Origin of the sequence: Micromonospora sp. NPDC049257 (assembly GCF_040678915.1) — a bacterium.
GTDB classification, from domain to species: Bacteria; Actinomycetota; Actinomycetes; order Mycobacteriales; family Micromonosporaceae; genus Micromonospora; species Micromonospora antibiotica.
In genome coordinates this window covers 31,277-47,039 of the sequence record NZ_JBFAQU010000010.1, presented here as the reverse complement: position 1 = coordinate 47,039, position 15,763 = coordinate 31,277, and the positions used below count along the sequence as shown (strand labels likewise).

The 15,763-nt window shown below is 74.8% G+C and carries 14 protein-coding genes and 1 pseudogene; 9 read left to right on the top strand and 6 right to left on the bottom strand.

Annotated features, from left to right (window positions below):
* Positions 1 to 42 precede the first annotated feature (42 nt).
* From AB0K25_RS16850 to AB0K25_RS16830, 5 genes and pseudogenes are all read left to right on the top strand, one after another.
* Positions 43 to 582, top strand: a pseudogene (locus AB0K25_RS16850) (SIS domain-containing protein); the annotation flags it as partial.
* Positions 583 to 911: 329 nt separating this feature from the next.
* The gene (locus AB0K25_RS16845) at positions 912 to 2,420 is read left to right on the top strand and encodes a PfkB family carbohydrate kinase (protein ID WP_357535914.1); all 1,509 of its coding nucleotides are present in this window, start codon (positions 912 to 914) and stop codon (positions 2,418 to 2,420) included.
* The gene (locus tag AB0K25_RS16840; protein ID WP_219469516.1) at positions 2,417 to 3,118 is read left to right on the top strand and encodes an SDR family oxidoreductase; all 702 of its coding nucleotides are present in this window, start codon (positions 2,417 to 2,419) and stop codon (positions 3,116 to 3,118) included. Before AB0K25_RS16845 ends, AB0K25_RS16840 begins: the two co-directional genes overlap by 4 nt.
* Positions 3,115 to 4,128 (top strand): glycosyltransferase family 9 protein, encoded by a 1,014-nt coding sequence (locus AB0K25_RS16835; protein ID WP_219469518.1) that lies wholly within the window; start codon positions 3,115 to 3,117, stop codon positions 4,126 to 4,128. Before AB0K25_RS16840 ends, AB0K25_RS16835 begins: the two co-directional genes overlap by 4 nt.
* A 1-nt stretch (position 4,129) precedes the next feature.
* Entirely contained in the window at positions 4,130 to 5,113 is a 984-nt protein-coding gene (locus AB0K25_RS16830) for a DNA topoisomerase IB (RefSeq protein ID WP_363820997.1), read from the top strand.
* 193 nt (positions 5,114 to 5,306) lie between these two features.
* Here the strand turns inward: AB0K25_RS16830 and AB0K25_RS16825 are convergent, their stop codons facing one another.
* The 5 genes from AB0K25_RS16825 to AB0K25_RS16805 form a co-directional block, all read right to left on the bottom strand.
* Positions 5,307 to 6,341, bottom strand: coding sequence for a helix-turn-helix domain-containing protein (locus AB0K25_RS16825; RefSeq protein ID WP_363820994.1), 1,035 nt, complete (start codon positions 6,339 to 6,341; stop codon positions 5,307 to 5,309).
* Between the two features lie 264 nt (positions 6,342 to 6,605).
* Entirely contained in the window at positions 6,606 to 7,109 is a 504-nt protein-coding gene (locus tag AB0K25_RS16820) for a hypothetical protein (protein ID WP_357535907.1), read from the bottom strand.
* 63 nt (positions 7,110 to 7,172) lie between these two features.
* Entirely contained in the window at positions 7,173 to 8,804 is a 1,632-nt protein-coding gene (locus tag AB0K25_RS16815) for a RecQ family ATP-dependent DNA helicase (protein WP_219469541.1), read from the bottom strand.
* Positions 8,805 to 8,992: 188 nt separating this feature from the next.
* On the bottom strand, positions 8,993 to 9,943 hold the full coding sequence (locus tag AB0K25_RS16810) for a TIGR03557 family F420-dependent LLM class oxidoreductase (RefSeq protein ID WP_219469544.1): 951 nt from the start codon (positions 9,941 to 9,943) through the stop codon (positions 8,993 to 8,995).
* A gap of 78 nt (positions 9,944 to 10,021) precedes the next feature.
* Complete coding sequence (locus AB0K25_RS16805) at positions 10,022 to 10,147, bottom strand: hypothetical protein (protein WP_255470159.1); 126 nt, start codon at positions 10,145 to 10,147, stop codon at positions 10,022 to 10,024.
* Positions 10,148 to 10,286: 139 nt separating this feature from the next.
* Here AB0K25_RS16805 and AB0K25_RS16800 point away from each other — a divergent pair, with 139 nt between their 5' ends.
* Positions 10,287 to 11,774 carry a glycoside hydrolase family 3 protein gene (locus AB0K25_RS16800; protein ID WP_357535902.1) on the top strand — a complete coding sequence of 496 codons (1,488 nt, stop codon included), beginning with the start codon at positions 10,287 to 10,289 and terminating at the stop codon, positions 11,772 to 11,774.
* 101 nt (positions 11,775 to 11,875) lie between these two features.
* On the opposite strand, the gene AB0K25_RS16795 is transcribed toward AB0K25_RS16800, so the two are convergent.
* Complete coding sequence (locus AB0K25_RS16795; RefSeq protein WP_219469551.1) at positions 11,876 to 13,102, bottom strand: cysteine desulfurase-like protein; 1,227 nt, start codon at positions 13,100 to 13,102, stop codon at positions 11,876 to 11,878.
* 81 nt (positions 13,103 to 13,183) lie between these two features.
* Here AB0K25_RS16795 and AB0K25_RS16790 point away from each other — a divergent pair, with 81 nt between their 5' ends.
* The 3 genes from AB0K25_RS16790 (at position 13,184) to AB0K25_RS16780 (ending at position 15,746) form a co-directional block, all read left to right on the top strand.
* Positions 13,184 to 13,546 (top strand): hypothetical protein, encoded by a 363-nt coding sequence (locus AB0K25_RS16790; RefSeq protein WP_208569415.1) that lies wholly within the window; start codon positions 13,184 to 13,186, stop codon positions 13,544 to 13,546.
* A 59-nt stretch (positions 13,547 to 13,605) separates the two neighbouring features.
* Entirely contained in the window at positions 13,606 to 14,427 is an 822-nt protein-coding gene (locus AB0K25_RS16785) for a DUF1206 domain-containing protein (protein WP_208569416.1), read from the top strand.
* 80 nt (positions 14,428 to 14,507) lie between these two features.
* Complete coding sequence (locus AB0K25_RS16780) at positions 14,508 to 15,746, top strand: mechanosensitive ion channel domain-containing protein (RefSeq protein WP_219469554.1); 1,239 nt, start codon at positions 14,508 to 14,510, stop codon at positions 15,744 to 15,746.
* Positions 15,747 to 15,763: the final 17 nt, after the last annotated feature.

Below are 15,763 nucleotides of genomic sequence, written 5' to 3'. Positions count from 1 at the left end.
GCCGGCCTGCTGGACGCGCACCTCGACCTGCTGGTCGAGGCGATGCTGCCGTACCGCGCGGCGGAGCCGTTGCTGGCCCGCTGGGGCACCGAGCTGGCCGGCATCCTGGCCGGCGGCGGGCGGTTGCTGGTCGCCGGCAACGGGGGCAGCGCCGCCGAGGCCCAGCACCTCACCGCCGAGCTGGTCGGCCGGCTGCGTGACGACCGGCAGCCGCTGTCGGCGATCGCCCTGCACGCCGAGACCTCGGCGTTGACCGCGATCGGCAACGACTACGGCTACGACGAGGTCTTCGCCCGCCAGGTGCGGGCCCACGGCCGGCAGGGTGACGTGCTGCTGCTGATGTCGACCAGCGGGGCCAGCGGCAACCTGCTCGCCGCCGTCGACGCCGCCCGGGAGACCGGGTTGCGCTGCTGGGCGTTCACCGGCCCCGCGCCGAACCCGCTCGCCGGGGCCTGCCACGAGGCGCTGACCGTCGCCTCCCCGGACAGCCAGGTGGTGCAGGAGCTGCACCTGGTCTCCACCCACGTGCTCTGCGAGTACGTCGACCGGGCGCTGCCCACGGCGCTGGCGGCCCTGGCCGGGCAGTCGGCCGCCGTGGCCGCCGACCGTGGCGTCGCCCCGACCGGGCAGCCGCCCGCCCCCCCGGGCGGCGTCCCGGACCTGCCGGTCGACGGCCCGCCGGCCGACGAACTGCCCGATCCGCTGGTGGACGCCGTGCCCGACCCGTCGGTGGACGCCCTGCCCGACCCGTCGGTGGACGCCCTGCCGGTGGACGGTCCGTTGGTGGATGGTCCGGCGGGGGATCGTCGGCCCGTGCCGCCGCTGGCGGATCCCGGTCCGGTGCGGGCCGGGGTGGAGGTGGTCGTCGACGGGATCGACCCGGCGGCCGACGGGCACCGGGAGGATCCGGCGTGAGGGGCCCACTGGTGGTGGTCGGGGACACCCTGCTCGACCGGGACGTCGAGGGGGTGGTGAACCGGCTCTGCCCCGACTCACCCGTGCCGGTGCTGGACGAGACGGCGTACGCCGACCGGCCCGGCGGGGCGGGCCTGGCCGCCGTCTTCGCCGCCGCCGCAGGTGCCGAGGTGGCGTTGGTGACCGCCCTCGCCGACGACGCCGGGGCGGCCCGGCTCAGTTGCCTGCTGACCGCCGCCGGGGTGCAGGTGTACGGCCTGCCGCTGGCCGGGACCACGCCGGAGAAGATCCGGCTGCGGGCCCGGGGCCGGGTGCTGCTGCGCCACGACCGGGGCGGCGCGGCGGGCGAACCGGGGCCACCCTCCGAGGCGGTCCTCCGGCTGCTCGCGGGGGCGTCCGCAGTGCTGGTCAGCGACTACGGCCGGGGGGTGGCCCGGCAGCCGGCGCTGCGGGCGGCGCTGGCCGCGACCCGGGCCCCGGTGGTGTGGGACCCGCATCCGCGTGGCCCGGTCGCCGTGCCCGGGGTGCAGTTGGTCACGCCGAACGAGGCGGAGGCCCGGGACCTGGCCAAGGTGCCGCCGGGCGGGTCACGGCTGGCGGTCGCGGCCCGTGCCGGGCAGGGGCTGCGGGACCGGTGGCGGGCCGGGGCGGTGGTGGTCACCCTCGGCGGTGACGGCGCGCTGCTCTGCTCCGCCGGGTCGACCCCGCTGATGGTCTCCGCGCCGCTGTCCGCGGAGGGGGACACCTGCGGGGCGGGGGACCGGTTCGCCGCGGCGGCCGGGCTGGCGCTGGCCCAGGGTGCGCTGGTCTCCGAGGCGGTCCAGGCGGCGGTCGGCGCGGCATCGGCGTACGTGGCGGACGGGGGAGTGGCCACCGCGCTGCCCGCACCGGTGCGGGCCTGCCCGCCGGTGCTGGTCGGCGGCGGGGAGCGGATCGGGGCCGCCGCCGCCGGTGCGGTGGTGGCCGAGGTCCGGGCGGCCGGCGGGACGGTGGTGGCCACCGGCGGTTGCTTCGACCTGCTGCACGCCGGGCACGTGGCGACCCTCCAGGCCGCCCGGCAGCTCGGCGACTGCCTGGTGGTGTGCGTGAACTCCGACGCCAGCGTCACCGCGCTCAAGGGCCCGGACCGGCCGGTGATCCCGCAGGGGGACCGGGCCCGGCTGCTCGCCGCGCTGGGCTGCGTCGACGCGGTGGTGGTCTTCGACGAGACCACCCCGCACGCGGCGCTGGGCTGGCTGCGGCCCGACATCTGGGTCAAGGGCGGGGACTACGCCACCGGCGTCGGTGACGGACCGGCCCTGCCGGAGGCCGAGCTGTTGCGCCGGTGGGGTGGGGACAGCGTGGTGGTGCCGTACCTCGCCGGGCGTTCCACCACCGAGATGATCGCGGCGGCCCGCGGTGGACGCCGGACCGCCGCCCCGCAGCCGGGGCCGGCGGGTACCCCGGCCGGCCCGGCGCCTTCGACGGCGGGCCCGGCACGTACGACAGCGGAGGGAGCACGATGAGCAGCAGTCCACCCGGTGCCGGTCCGGCCGTCCTGGTCACCGGCGGGTCGAGCGGGCTCGGCGCGGCGGTGGTCGCCGCCGTGGCCGGCTCCGGCGGACGACCACTCGTGCTGGACCGACGCCGCCCCGGCGACGGGGTGCCGTGGGTCGAGTGCGACCTGGCCGACACCCGGGCCGCCGAGGAGGCCACCCGGGAGCTGGCCGAGCAGGCCGGCGGGTTGGACGCGGTGGTGACCGCCGCCGGGATGGACGTGCCGGGCCGGCTGGCCGACGTCCCCCGCGACACCTGGGAGCGGATCGTCGTGGTGGACCTGCTCGCCACGGTGGCGGTGATCCGGGCCGCGCTGCCCTACCTGGCGGAGTCCCGGGGCAACGTCGTCACGGTCGCCTCCACCCTGGGCGTCAAGGCGGTCGGGGACGCCACCGCGTACTGCGCGGCGAAGTTCGGGGTGGTCGGGTTCACCCGGTCGCTCGCCGCCGAGCTGGCCGGCAGCGTCGGGGTGACCCTGGTGATCCCGGGCGGGATGCGGACCGCCTTCTTCGACGACCGCGACCCGCAGTACCGACCGGGGCCGGACGCGAAGCTCAACGACCCGGCCGACACCGCCGCCGCGATCATGTTCGCGCTGTCCCAACCACCCGGCTGTGCCGTGCGGGAACTGGTGGTCTGCGCCGAACAGGAGACCTCGTACCCGTGATCCTGGTGCTGCGGGCGCTCGGCGTCGGTGACCTGGCCACCGCGGTGCCCGCGCTGCGGGCGCTGCGGGCCGGATACCCGGACGAGGAGCTGGTGCTGGCCGCGCCGGCCTGGCTGGGCCCGCTGGTCGACCTGGTCGGCGGGATCGACCGGTTACTGCCCACCGACGACCTCGGCCGGCCACCCTGGCCCGATACGACCGGGTGGCCCGACCGGTCGTCCGGTGGTGCGCCGCCCTGGCTCGGGTCGTCGCCGTCGGGTGCGCCGGGGTGGTCCGGGCCGCCGCCGGAGGTGGCGGTCAACCTGCACGGGCGGGGACCGGGCTCGCACCGGATGCTGGCCGGGGCGGGCCGGCTGTGGGCCTTCCGGTGTCCGCCGGCCGGGCACTGCGCCGGCCCCGGCTGGCGCGACGACGAACACGAGGTGGACCGGTGGTGCCGGTTGCTCGCCTGGTACGGCGTCACGGCCGACCGCACCGACCTGGCGTTGCGGCGGCCGGCAGCGGGGCGGATGCCGACCGGGGCGACAGTCGTGCATCCCGGCAGCAAGGTCGAGGCGAAGCGGTGGCCGGCGGACCGGTTCGCCGCGCTGGCCCGGCAGCTGACCGACCGGGGGCACCGGGTGGTGGTGACCGGTTCGGCCGGCGAGCGGGAGCTGGCCGGCCTGGTGGCGGCCGAGGCGGGCCTGCCGGGGTCGGCGGTGCTGGCCGGCCGGACCGACCTGGGCGAGTTGGCCGCGTTGGTGGCCGCCGCCCGGCTGGTGGTCAGCGGGGACACCGGGGTCGGCCACCTCGCGACCGCCTACCGGGTGCCGTCGGTGCTGCTGTTCGGCCCGGTGCCTCCGGCCCGGTGGGGGCCGCCGCCGGACCGGCCGTGGCACCGGGTGCTCTGGGCGTCGGGCGAGGATTGCGACGGTTCGTCCGGGGTACCACCGGCGTCGAGATGGGCGGCGCTCCCGGTCGACCGGGTGTTGGCCGCCGTGGACGAGGCCGAGGAAACGGTACGGGTCTGAGGTGCGACTGCGGCGTAGTGATCCGGGTCGGGCGGGGTACGGGCGTCGCCGACGTGGCAAGGGCTGGACCTTCCTGGACCGGCACGGTGCCCGGGTCCGGGACCCCGACACCCTGGCCTGGCTGGGCGACCTGGTGATCCCACCGGCCTGGTCGGACGTGTGGATCGCGCCGTACCCCAACGGGCACATCCTGGCCACCGGCACCGACGCCGCCGGGCGCCGGCAGTACCTCTACCACCCCGAGTGGCGGCGTAAGCGGGACGAGGCGAAGTTCGACCACGTGCTGGAGGTGGCCCGGCGGCTGCCGAGCCTGCGGGAGCGTATCGCCGGTGACCTGGCCGGCCGGGGGCTGAACCGGGACCGGGTGCTCGCCACCGTCGCCCGCCTGCTCGACATGGGCACCTTCCGGGTCGGCAACGAGCAGTACGCCGTCGGGGAGGACGCCACCTTCGGCGTGTCCACCCTGCGCCCGGAGCACGCCCGGTCCCGGGGCGGCTGCGTGGTCTTCGAGTTCCCGGCCAAGGGCGGCATCGAACAGGTCCGCCGGATCGAGGACCCGCAACTGTGCCGGGTGCTGACCCACCTGCGTCGGCGGCGGCGGACCGAGGAACGGCTCTTCGGCTACTGGGACGGGCGGACCTGGCGGGACGTGCGCAGCGACGAGGTCAACGGCTACCTGCGCGACGCCAGTGGCGGCGAGATGACCGCCAAGGACTTCCGCACCTGGCACGCCACCGTGCGGGCGGCCACGGAACTGGCGACCGTGGGGGCGCAGCGTTCCGTGACGGCCCGTCGCCGGGCGGTGGCCGGGGTGATGCGGGAGGTCGCCGAACTGCTCGGCAACACCCCCACGGTGGCCCGTACGTCGTACGTGGACCCCCGGGTGGTCGACCTCTACCACGACGGGGTGGTGCTGCCCGTGGCCGCCGGCTCCCCGCAGGAGCAGGTCGAGCGGCTGGTGCTGGAGTTGCTGGAGGAGGCCTGACCGGCCCCGCCGCGAGTCCTGGGGGGAAGGGCGACGGGGCCGGGGTCGGTGCGGCCGGGGAGCCCACCGCGCGATGTCGGTCGCGCCGGGTGGATGCGGCACCGGGGCGGTCGTCCGTGACCGGGGGTCACGGACGCCACCGCGGTCCCCCGTTACCGTCGGGCCGCACGGTCGGGTGACCGTCGGCCCACGGTCAGTATGTCGGCCCCGGGTTGACTTCGGACGCCGGGCTGTTGACTATCCGTGCCTGTTGCAGGTGGAGCGTCCGGTACGCCTGGGGGGTCAGCTGATGGGCGGCCCGGAAGGCCCGGCTGAAGTGCGCCTTGTCCCGGAAACCCCAGCGGGCGGCGATGGCCTGGACCGGCCGGTGCGCCAGCGCGGGATCGGCCAGGTCCCGCCGGCAGCGCTCCAACCGCAGTTCCCGGATGTACGCCGCCACCGTGGTCTGTTCCGCCTCGAAGAGCCGGTGCAGGCTCCGTACGGAGACGTGGTGCGCCTCGGCGATGGTGGCGGGGGTCAGCCCGGCGTCGCCCAGCCGACGTTGGGCGTACGCCCGCACCTGGGCGAGCAGCGCCTGACGGCGTACCTCGCGGGGCAGCTCGTCCTCGGCGACCAGGTACCGGCCCAACATGGTGGAGACCAGGTCCAGCGCCACCCCGCCCAGCCGTTCGGCGTCGGCCTGCCGGTACTGCTCGGGGTACGAGGTGATCCGGGTCAGGTACTGGGCGACCAGCGCGCCGATCCCCTCGCTGGCCGACATCCGGCCGGCCAGCAGCGGCGTGAGCCGATCCGGGGTCAGCGGGATCGACCCGTACGGGATCAGGGCGACGATCGAGGCGGCGTGCTCCGCGCCGTTGCCGTCGCCGAGGTGGCTCACCTCGTGCGGCCGGGAGCCGTCGTAGAAGGTGAACTCGCCCGCGCCCAGGCGGCTCTCCCGCCCGGCCTGCCCGGCGATGCCGGTGCCGTTGGTGGTGAGGGCGAGCATGTGGAAGTCCACCTCGGTGCGGCGGACCAGCTTCGCGGTGCGGACCGCCTCCAACGACGGGTAGCGGTACCGCACCAACCGGAGCGGACCCAGTTCGACGAACTCGGCGCGGGCCCGGAAGTCGTGCTGGTGCGCGGAGCGGATCCGCAACGGCGCGGCGGTCCGGGCGACCAGGTCCAGCCACATCCCGAACCGTTCCGCGGGTGGTAGTTGTTCGGTGTCGATCACTGTGCGGTGCACCATGTCCGGCCTCCCCGTCGGCGGGCATCACCCCACCATTGTGGACGAAGAGGCCAGCACCCCGAGTGCCCCGGCAAGATCGTGCTGCTTCATGGTTGGTGTGGCCTCCGGGCGTGGCGATGCCACTACAACCATGTTCGAGCGTGACCTTGAGGCAGGAACCCGCGTACGCGCGGTGCGGTCGGCGCGGCTCGACGACGCTGACGACAGCGCGGGCCGGGCCAGCCTGACGGCGGCCCGGCCCCGTAGCCGTACGCGGTGCGGTGTTCAGTCGTTGAGGACCTGGGAGAGACGGTCGCGGAACCTGCGCTCCGAGTCGCTGACCTGGTCGCCGCCGATGCCGAGCAGCCCTCCGCTGGACGCCGCCCCGACCACCTGCTCGGCGATCTCCACCAGCCAGTGCCGGTAGGCCCCGCCCTCGCCCTCGTCGACCTTGGCGGCCAGCAGGGCGGCCGCCTCCCCGGCCCGGACCAGCACGTCGTCGATGAGCGCCTGCGGGTCGGCCGGCGAGATCACCGGCAACTCCTCGCCGGCCTCCGGGTCGCCCACCCGGGACACGATCTCCCCGGCGACGGCGGCGACCAGCGGGCTGGCCGACTCCCGACCGGTGGCGATGGTCTCCAACCCGGCCGCGTTCTCGGCCCGGGTCCGCCGGGCGCCGTCCGACTCGGCGGCGCTCGCCGCGGTCAGGACCGACTGCGGCAGGCCGACCAGCAGCCCCCACTCCTCGTCGGAGAACCCGAACCCGGTGTACGCCGGCTGTTCGATCACGACTGAGCCCCTCTCGGTTCGTTTCACTGCGGGCACCGCACCCGGGCGGTCGCCCGGGTCAGGCTAGTCCAGCGTCAGCAGACCCTGTTCGGACACCACGCGCACGGAGAGCGTCTTGTAGCCCACCTCGTCGAAGAGCACCGTCATCCGGTCGTCCTCGTAGTTGAGGACCAGGCCGGAGCCCCACTCGGGGTGCCGGACCTGGCTGTGCACCGGGAAGGGGCCGACCGCGCCGTCGTTGGCGGCGCTGGTGCCGGCGTGGCAGTTGTCGCAGTGCCCGCAGATGTGCGACATCTGCTCACCGAAGTACGCCAGCAGCACCTGCCCCCGGCAGCCCGTGGTCTCGGCGAACGCCCGCATCATGTCGGTACGGGACCGGGTCACGGTCTGCTGCCGTTCCGCCTCGGCCAGGGCCGCCGCGCCGGCCTCCGCCGGGGTGGGGGCGTAGCGCGGGGCACCGATCTTCTGCCCGGCCCGGGGTTCGGCCGCGCCGATCTGCTCCAGCAGGGCCAGGTACTGGCCGAGCTTGCGCGGCCCGAGGCCGGTCGACTCGCGCAGCGCCTTCTTGGTGGCCGGTCGACGACGCAGCAGCGCGGCGAGGTCCCGCAGCTCGGTCTCGTCGGGCAGGCCGCCGGAGAAGTAGCGTTGCAGGCCGACGTCCTCGGCCCGCCACAGCAGCAGCACCCGGGCCGGCGCACCGTCGCGCCCGGCCCGGCCGATCTCCTGGAAGTAGCTGTCCGGCGAGTCGGGCAGCGCCATGTGCACCACCCAGGCGATGTTGGGCTTGTCGATGCCCATGCCGAACGCCGAGGTCGCCACCATGATCGGCACCTGGTCGGCGAGGAACGCCTCGTGCAGCCGGTGCCGGGCGGCGGTGGGCATCCCGCCGTGGTAGAACTCCGCCGGGTATCCGGCGGTGGTCAGTCGCTCGGCCAACTCCTCGGCGGCCCGCCGGGTCGGCACGTAGATGATGCCGGGCCGTACGTCGTCGCGCAGCAGTGCGATCAGCCGTCGCCAGCGGTAGTCGTCGGTCGGGCAGTGGGCGACCTCGACGAACAGGTTCGGCCGGTCCAGCCCGGAGACCACCACCTCGGGGTCACGCAGCCGCAGCCGGGCGATGATGTCGTCGCGTACCGGCGGGGAGGCGGTGGCGGTCAACGCCACTACCGGCGGGCGGCCGAGACCGTCGATCAGGTGGCCCAACGCCAGGTAGTCGGGGCGGAAGTCGTGCCCCCACGCCGAGATGCAGTGCGCCTCGTCGATCGCCACCAGGGCCGGCTCCAGCGACCGCACCTCGGCCATCCGGTCGGGGTTGGCCAGCGCCTCCGGGGTGATGAAGAGGAACTCCGCCCGCCCCTGCCGGATCTCGGTGATCGCCTCGGCCTGCTGGGCCGCGCTCTCGTCGGAGCTGATCCGCACCGCGCGCAGCTCGGGCCGCTGGCGTTCGTTGAGCGCGGCGATCTGGTCCTGCTGGAGGGCCAGCAGGGGGGAGATCACCACCGTCGGCCCGGGGATCAGGCTGGCCGGGATCTGGTAGATCGCCGACTTGCCGGCTCCGGTGGGGAGTACCACCAGGGCGTCGCGTCGTTTCATCACCGCGCGCATGGCGGCGAGCTGGTTGGGCCGCAGCGCTTTCCAGCCGAACAGGCTGCGCGCCGCGCGGCGCAACGTCGTCGAGTGCATGGACAGCTTCATCGAGGGCCGGAGGTACCCGGGGGCATCAATGCCGAAACCGCTCCCACCGGATCGGACCCACCGCCCACGGGGGCCGGTACGTCGCAGGTCAGGCGTCGTGACCGGGCGCGCACGCGCGATCGACCACGGGTCACCGACGGCGGTGTGCGTCGGTGACCCGTGGTCGATCGTGGTCGGTGGGGGAGGGGTCAGCGGAGGTGGGGGAGCACCTCACGCTGGTAGAGGTCGAACAGGCCCTGCCAGTGCGGGCCGGCGTTGCCCACGTAGACCTCGTCGAAGCCGGCCTTGGCGTACCGGTCGATCATCTCGAGGTGGGCGTCGGCGCTGTTGCCGCAGACGAAGCCCTGCCGCACCTGCTCCGGGGTGACCAGTTGGGCCGCCTGCTCGAAGTGCCGGGGGGAGGGCAGCACCTGGGACAACTCGCCCGGCACCCCGGCGTTGGGCCACGTCTCGTACGCGATCCGGGCGCCCTCGTCCTCGGTGTCGGCGTACGCGGCCTTGAAGCCGGCCTGGCACGGCTTGTCGCCGCCGCCGTTGTCCCGGAACCGGCTCACCAGGTCGCCGTCGGGCATCATGCTCACGTAGCCGTCGCCGATCCGGGCGGCCAGGTCGACGGCCTTGGGCCCGAAGCCGGAGACGTACACCGGCGGGGGTGTGTCGGGCAGCGTGTAGATACGGGCGTGCTCCACCGTGTAGTGCCGGCCGTGGTGGTTGACGAAGTCGCCCCGCCACAGCTCCCGCAGCACGGCGACGGCCTCCTCCAGCATCTCCAGCCGGACGTCGGTCTGCGGCCAGGCGTCGCCGAGGATGTGCTCGTTGAGCGCCTCGCCGGTGCCGACGCCGAGGACGAACCGGCCGGAGTGCATGACGGCGCTGGTCGCCGCGGCCTGCGCCAGCACCGCCGGGTGGATGCGGACCGTGGGGCAGGTCACCGCCGTGCTCACCGGCAACGAGGTGACCTGGCTCAGCGCCCCGATGACGGACCAGACGAAGGGGCTCTGCCCCTGGGCGTCCGTCCACGGATGGTAGTGGTCGGAGATCCACAGTGCCTGGAAACCGGCCCGCTCGGCACCCCGGGCCTGCTCCAGCAGTTGCGCCGGGGTGAACTCCTCACTGGACAGGAAGTAACCGATCTTCATGGTGTCCCCTCGCCGGGACGCCGCCGGGTGCGGCGCGACCTCCGCTAGCGGTACCCCGGGTGGTGGGGGATCAGTCGGTCAGCGGCGGCCGAACATGGCGCGGATCGCGGCCAGCAGCAGCAACCCGCCGACCACCAGGCCGAGCAGGCGTACGCCGGGGATGTCGGCCGGTGAGGTGGCGTCGGCGAGCGGCGGCAGGTCCATCCCCGCACTGTCGCACGCCTCCCCGACCGACGCCAGACAGTAACAGTAAGGTTTATTGACTATTACGTCGCCCGGTGTGACCATGGCAGCACCGCGACGGCACCGGGCCGTCGACACGCGACGGGGGTACCGGGGCCGGATGAACGAGCGCAACCTGGCGGGGCTGGCCGCCACCGTCCTGCAACCCGGCTTCGTCGGCACCACCCCGCCCGACTGGGTCTGCCGGTGGCTCGCCGACGGGCTCGGCGCGGTGGTGCTGTTCGCCCGCAACGTCGTCGACCCCGAGCAGGTGGCCGCGCTCACCGCGACGCTGCGCGCCGAGCGCCCCGACGTGCTGGTGGCCATCGACGAGGAGGCCGGCGACGTCACCCGGATCGAGTCCGGCCGGGGCAGCTCCCGGCCCGGCAACCTCGCCCTCGGCGCCGTCGACGACCCCGCCCTCACCGAGGAGGTGGCCCGCGACCTCGGCGTCGAACTCGCCGACCTCGGCATCACCCTCAACTACGCGCCGGACGCCGACGTCAACATCAACCCGGCCAACCCGGTGATCGGGGTGCGTTCCTTTGGCGCCGACCCGCAGCTGGTGGCCCGGCACACCGCCGCCTGGGTACGCGGCCTCCAGTCCGCCGCGGTGGCTGCCTGCGCCAAGCACTTCCCCGGCCACGGCGACACCCGGGTCGACTCCCACCACGACCTGCCCCGGATCGCCGCCAGCCGGGCCCGGCTCGACGCCGGCGAGCTGGTCCCCTTCCGGGCCGCCGTCGCCGCCGGGGTGCAGGCGGTGATGACCGGGCACCTGCTGGTCCCCGCCCTCGACCCCGACCTGCCGGCCACCCTCAGCCCCCGCATCCTCGGTGACCTGCTCCGCGAGGAGCTGGGCTTCTCCGGCGTGGTGGTCACCGACGCGGTGGAGATGCGCGCCGTCGCCGACCGGTACGGCTTCGCCGGCACCGCCGTACGGGCCCTCGCCGCCGGGGCGGACGCGATCTGCGTCGGCGGCGAACGCGCCGACGAGGCCACCGCCCGCTACCTGCGCGACGCGATCGTGGCCGCGGTCCTCGCCGGTGAGCTGCCCGAGGAGCGCCTCGCCGAGGCCGCCAAGCGGGTCGGTCAGCTCGCCGAGTGGAGCACCGCCGCCCGCGCCGGCCGGCCCGCCCACGCCCCACGCCCCGCTGACGGCTCACCGGTCGGCCTGACCGCCGCCCGGCGGGCGGTACGGGTCAGCGGCGACGCGGTCGGCCGGCTGCCGTTGACCGCCGCCGCGCACGTGGTCGAGTTCGCCGCGCCACACAACATCGCGATCGGCGCGGAGACCCCGTGGGGGCTCGGGGCACCCCTGGCCGACCTGATTCCCGGCACCACCACCGTCCGGCTCACCGAGGCCGACCTGCCCGCCGACCCGACCGCCGCGGCGGCCGGCCGACCGCTGGTGCTGGTGGTACGGGACCTGCACCGGCACCCCTGGATGCGGGCCGCGGTCGACCGGGCGTTGGACACCCGGCCGGACGCCGTCGTGGTCGAACTGGGCCTGCCCGAGCTGGTCACCGGCGGGCTGCACCTGGCCACCCACGGCGCGACCCGGGCCGCCGCCCGGGCCGCCGCCGAACTGCTCACCGGAGCCCGCTGACCCGGCCCCGCCGGCCCGCCCCGCCCCGCTGACCCGCTGCTCCGCCGAACCACCCGGCCGAACCGCCGGTTCAGCGGCCAGGCCGGTCGGCCCCCGGCGGTTCAGCGGGCCGCCGGTTCCCCCTGGTCGGTGAGCCGGTCCAGCTCGGCCAGCAACCGGTCCACCTCGTCGAGGGTGTTGTAGTGGTAGACGCTCGCCCGGACGGCACCGCCGCTGTCGCGCCACCCGAGCGCCTGGAAGTACTCGTAGGCGTAGTAGTCGCCGCTGGACAGGCAGAGCCCGGCGGCGCCGAGTGCGGCGGCCAGCCCGGCCGGCGTCCACCCGGCCAGCCGGAACGACACGGTCGGGCAGCGGCGTGCCCCGGCCGGCAGGACGGTCACCGCCGGGCGGGCGGCCAGCCCGGCGGCCAGTCGGGCGAAGACCGACCCCTCGTGCGCCTGGGCGGCGGCCAGGCCGGCCCGGATCCGCGACCGGCGGTCCCCGGTCGCCGTCGGGTCCAGCCCGGCCAGGTGGTCGACGGCGGCGGCCACCCCGGCGAGCAGCGGGAAGCTCGGGGTGCCGGCCTCGAACCGGTCGGGCACCGCGTCGGAGGAGGGGATCAGCTTGGCCGGGTGCAGCCCCGCCCAGCGGGCCGGGTCGGCCACCATAGCCCCCAGGTGCGGCCCGGACCACTTGTAGGCGCTGGTGACCAGGAAGTCGGCACCCGAGGCGGCCAGGTCGGTCGGACCGTGCGGCACCGAGTGCACCCCGTCCACACAGACCAGCGCGCCGACCGCGTGTGCCGCCGCGGCGATCGCCGCCACGTCCGGCATCGTGCCGGTGGCGTTGCTGCCGGCGGTCACCGCGACCAGCCGGGTCCGCGCGCCGACCAGGTCGGCGAACTGCCCGGCGGGCAGTTCACCGGTGCCCGGGTCGAACTCCGCCCAGCGGACGGTCGCCCCCGCCGCCTCGGCCGCCTGCACCCAGGGCCGCACGTTGGCGTCGTGGTCGAGCCGGGAGACCACCACCTCGTCCCCGGGGCCCCAGTCCGCACCCAGCGTCCGGGCCAGGGTGTACGTCAGCGTGGTCGCGCTCGACCCCAGCACCACCCCCTCCGGTGCGCCGCCGAGCAGATCGGCCACCGCCGTGCGGGCCTGCGTCACCAGCTCCAGCGAACGCCGGCCGGGCACGGAGGCGGTGCTGCGGTTGCCCACCGCGAGGCGCATGGCGTCGGCCACCGCGTCGATCACCGGTTGCGGGGTCTGGGTGCCACCGGCACCGTCGAAGTGGGCGAAGCCCTCGGCGAGCGCGGGGTACGCGGCCCGGGTCCGGGTGATGTCGATCGGCATGCCGGGACCCTAGCCCGCCCGCCACCAGGCCGGAGATCCACCCGGGTGGTGGGCTGGGCAACGTCTCGTACCCTTGGTGGGGTGACGAAGCGAAGCGCCACCGCCCCCACCCCCCTCCGTCGGACCGCCGGCCTGCTGGCCGGCCTGGCGCTCGGCGTGGCCGTGCTGGCCGGATGCAGCTCGGACGGCGCCGACACCGACTGCGGGCTGGACGCCTGCACGGTCACCTTCGACCGGGGTGTCGACGCCCGCGCCTCCATCCTCGGGGTCGAGGCGAAGCTGATCGGCGCGCAGGGTGACCAGGTCACCGTCGAGGTGGCCGGCGAGCAGCTCTCGTTGACCATCGGCCAGCAGGCCACCGAGGTGGGCGGTTTCGCGGTCACCCTGGACAGCGTCACCGACCAGCAGGTGCAGATCCGGGTGTCGCGCAACGCCGGCAGCTGACCTGCCCCGGGCCGGCGGCACCACGTTTGGGGATCTTCCCGAACGGAGATTGTGGGCCCATGTCTCTCACCCGGAACGCCCAAGCCACCGCTAGCCGCACCGCGGACAGCCGCTGGCTGGAACTCCTCGCCCGGGCCGGTTTCATCGGCTACGGGATCGTCCACCTGCTCTTCGCCTGGGTCATCCTCCAGATCGCCTTCGCCGGCTCCGGCGAGGAGGGCAACCAGAACGGGGCGCTGCGCGCCCTGGGCGCCCAGCCGATGGGCAAGTTCCTGCTGATCGCGATCGCCGTCGGCCTGATCGCGATGGCCATCTGGCAGGCCCTGGAGGCGGCCGTCGGCCACCACGCCAAGCGCGGCAAGGAACGCCTCTTCGAGCGGATCGCCTCGGTCGTGCGTACCGTCGTCTTCCTCTGGCTCGCCTGGACCTCGATCAAGGTGGTGCAGGACGCCAGCTCCAACAGCGCCGACCAGCAGGAGCAGTTCAGCGAGAAGCTGATGGCCTCCAGCGGCGGCCGTGGTCTGGTCGGGTTCGCCGGCCTGGTGCTCGCCGCCGTCGGCATCGGCATGGTGATCTACGGCTACAAGAAGAAGTTCGAGCGGAACCTCAAGACCAACGAGATGAACGGCAAGACCCGGCAGACGGTCCGCCGGCTGGGCATGGCCGGTTACATCGCCCGGGGTGCGGTGTTCGCCGTCGCCGGCCTGCTGATCGTGGTCGCGGCGATCAACTACGACCCGGAGAAGGCCCGTGGCCTGGACGCCGCGCTGCGCACCCTGCGGGACCAGCCGTACGGGCCGTTCATCCTGGCGCTGATGGCGCTCGGCATCGCCGCCTTCGGGGTCTACTGCTTCTTCCAGTCCCGGTTCCGCAAGATCTGAGCCTGGTCGATACCGGAAACGCCGGGCACCATTGGGCCTTTGCCCGATTGCGATCAGCCCGGCCGGAGGGAGACAACCACGTGCAGGACTACCTCGAGACGATCGCCGCCGCGGCCACCGCGGCGGCGATCGCGCTGTTGCTCGTCGAGGTGGTACACCGGGTGATCCGGCGGCTGGGCCGCCGGTCCCACCTGATGACCGAGTTGACCGCACACGTGCACCGGCCGTTGCAGGTCGCCGGCACGGTGGTGGCCGTCCAGTTCGCGGTCCGCTGGACCACCGGCTACGCGGTGGGCACCGGGTGGCGGCAGGCCGTGCTGCACATCCTGGTGCTGGGGGTGGTCGCCGCGGTGGCCTGGCTGGTCGCCTCGTTGCTGGTGGTGGCGGAGGACACCGCGTTGGCCCGGTTCCTGCGGGTCGACGTGCCCGACAACCGGCACGTCCGGCGGGTACGCACCCAGGTGGTGCTGCTGCGCCGGTTGACGATCGTGGTGATCGTCGTGCTCGCCGTCGGTGTGATGCTGATGACCTTCCCCGCGGTACGGGGCATCGGCGCGGGCGTGCTCACCAGCGCCGGCCTGGTCGGTGTGGTCGCCGCGCTGGCCGCGCAGAGCCTGCTCGGCAACGTCATCGCCGGCCTCCAGCTCGCCTTCAGCGACGCGGTCCGCCTCGACGACGTGGTGGTGGTCGAGGGGGAGTGGGGCCGGATCGAGGAGTTGACGCTCAGCTACGTGGTGGTCCAGATCTGGGACGACCGGCGGCTGATCCTGCCCACCTCCTACTTCACCAGCACCCCGTTCCAGAACTGGACCCGGACCGAGGCGGCGGTGCTCGGCACCGCCGAGTTCCACCTCGACTGGTCGGTGCCGGTGCAGTCGATGCGGGAGGAGCTGCGTCGGCTGGTGGAGAGCACCGACCTGTGGGACGGCCGGGTCTGCGTGCTCCAGGTCACCGACGCCACCGGCGGCGCGATCAAGGTGCGCGCCCTGGTCAGCGCCGCCGACGCCGGCAGCCTGTGGGACCTGCGCTGCCTGGTGCGCGAGCACCTGGTCGGCTGGGTCCGCGACCACCGCCCCACCGCGCTGCCCCGGACCCGTACCGAGCTGGGGGACTCCTCGGGCAGCCTGCCCTGGCAGTGGGTGCAGCCGCGCCGGCCGGTCCGCCGCCGGTCCGAGGGCGAGGTGCCCGACGACGCCCGGGTCTTCGGTGGCAGCGACGACGGCGACGCCCGCAGCGAGGCGTTCGTGGGTCCCGACGGCGACGCCCGTGGCGACGGCGTCGCCGTCGGTGCCGACCATGGTGTCGACGGCCGGCGCTGAGCCGATCCGCCGTCCGG

Excerpts from the sequence above, each read along its gene's own strand:
- AB0K25_RS16840 (WP_219469516.1), top strand. The coding sequence starts at position 2,417 with ATGAGCAGCAGTCCACCCGGTGCCGGTCCGGCCGTCCTGGTCACCGGC.
- AB0K25_RS16825 (WP_363820994.1), bottom strand. The coding sequence starts at position 6,341 with ATGGTGCACCGCACAGTGATCGACACCGAACAACTACCACCCGCGGAA.
- AB0K25_RS16815 (WP_219469541.1), bottom strand. The coding sequence starts at position 8,804 with ATGAAGCTGTCCATGCACTCGACGACGTTGCGCCGCGCGGCGCGCAGC.
- AB0K25_RS16810 (WP_219469544.1), bottom strand. The coding sequence starts at position 9,943 with ATGAAGATCGGTTACTTCCTGTCCAGTGAGGAGTTCACCCCGGCGCAA.
- AB0K25_RS16805 (WP_255470159.1), bottom strand. The coding sequence starts at position 10,147 with ATGGACCTGCCGCCGCTCGCCGACGCCACCTCACCGGCCGACATCCCC.
- AB0K25_RS16800 (WP_357535902.1), top strand. The coding sequence starts at position 10,287 with ATGAACGAGCGCAACCTGGCGGGGCTGGCCGCCACCGTCCTGCAACCC.
- AB0K25_RS16795 (WP_219469551.1), bottom strand. The coding sequence starts at position 13,102 with ATGCCGATCGACATCACCCGGACCCGGGCCGCGTACCCCGCGCTCGCC.
- AB0K25_RS16785 (WP_208569416.1), top strand. The coding sequence starts at position 13,606 with ATGTCTCTCACCCGGAACGCCCAAGCCACCGCTAGCCGCACCGCGGAC.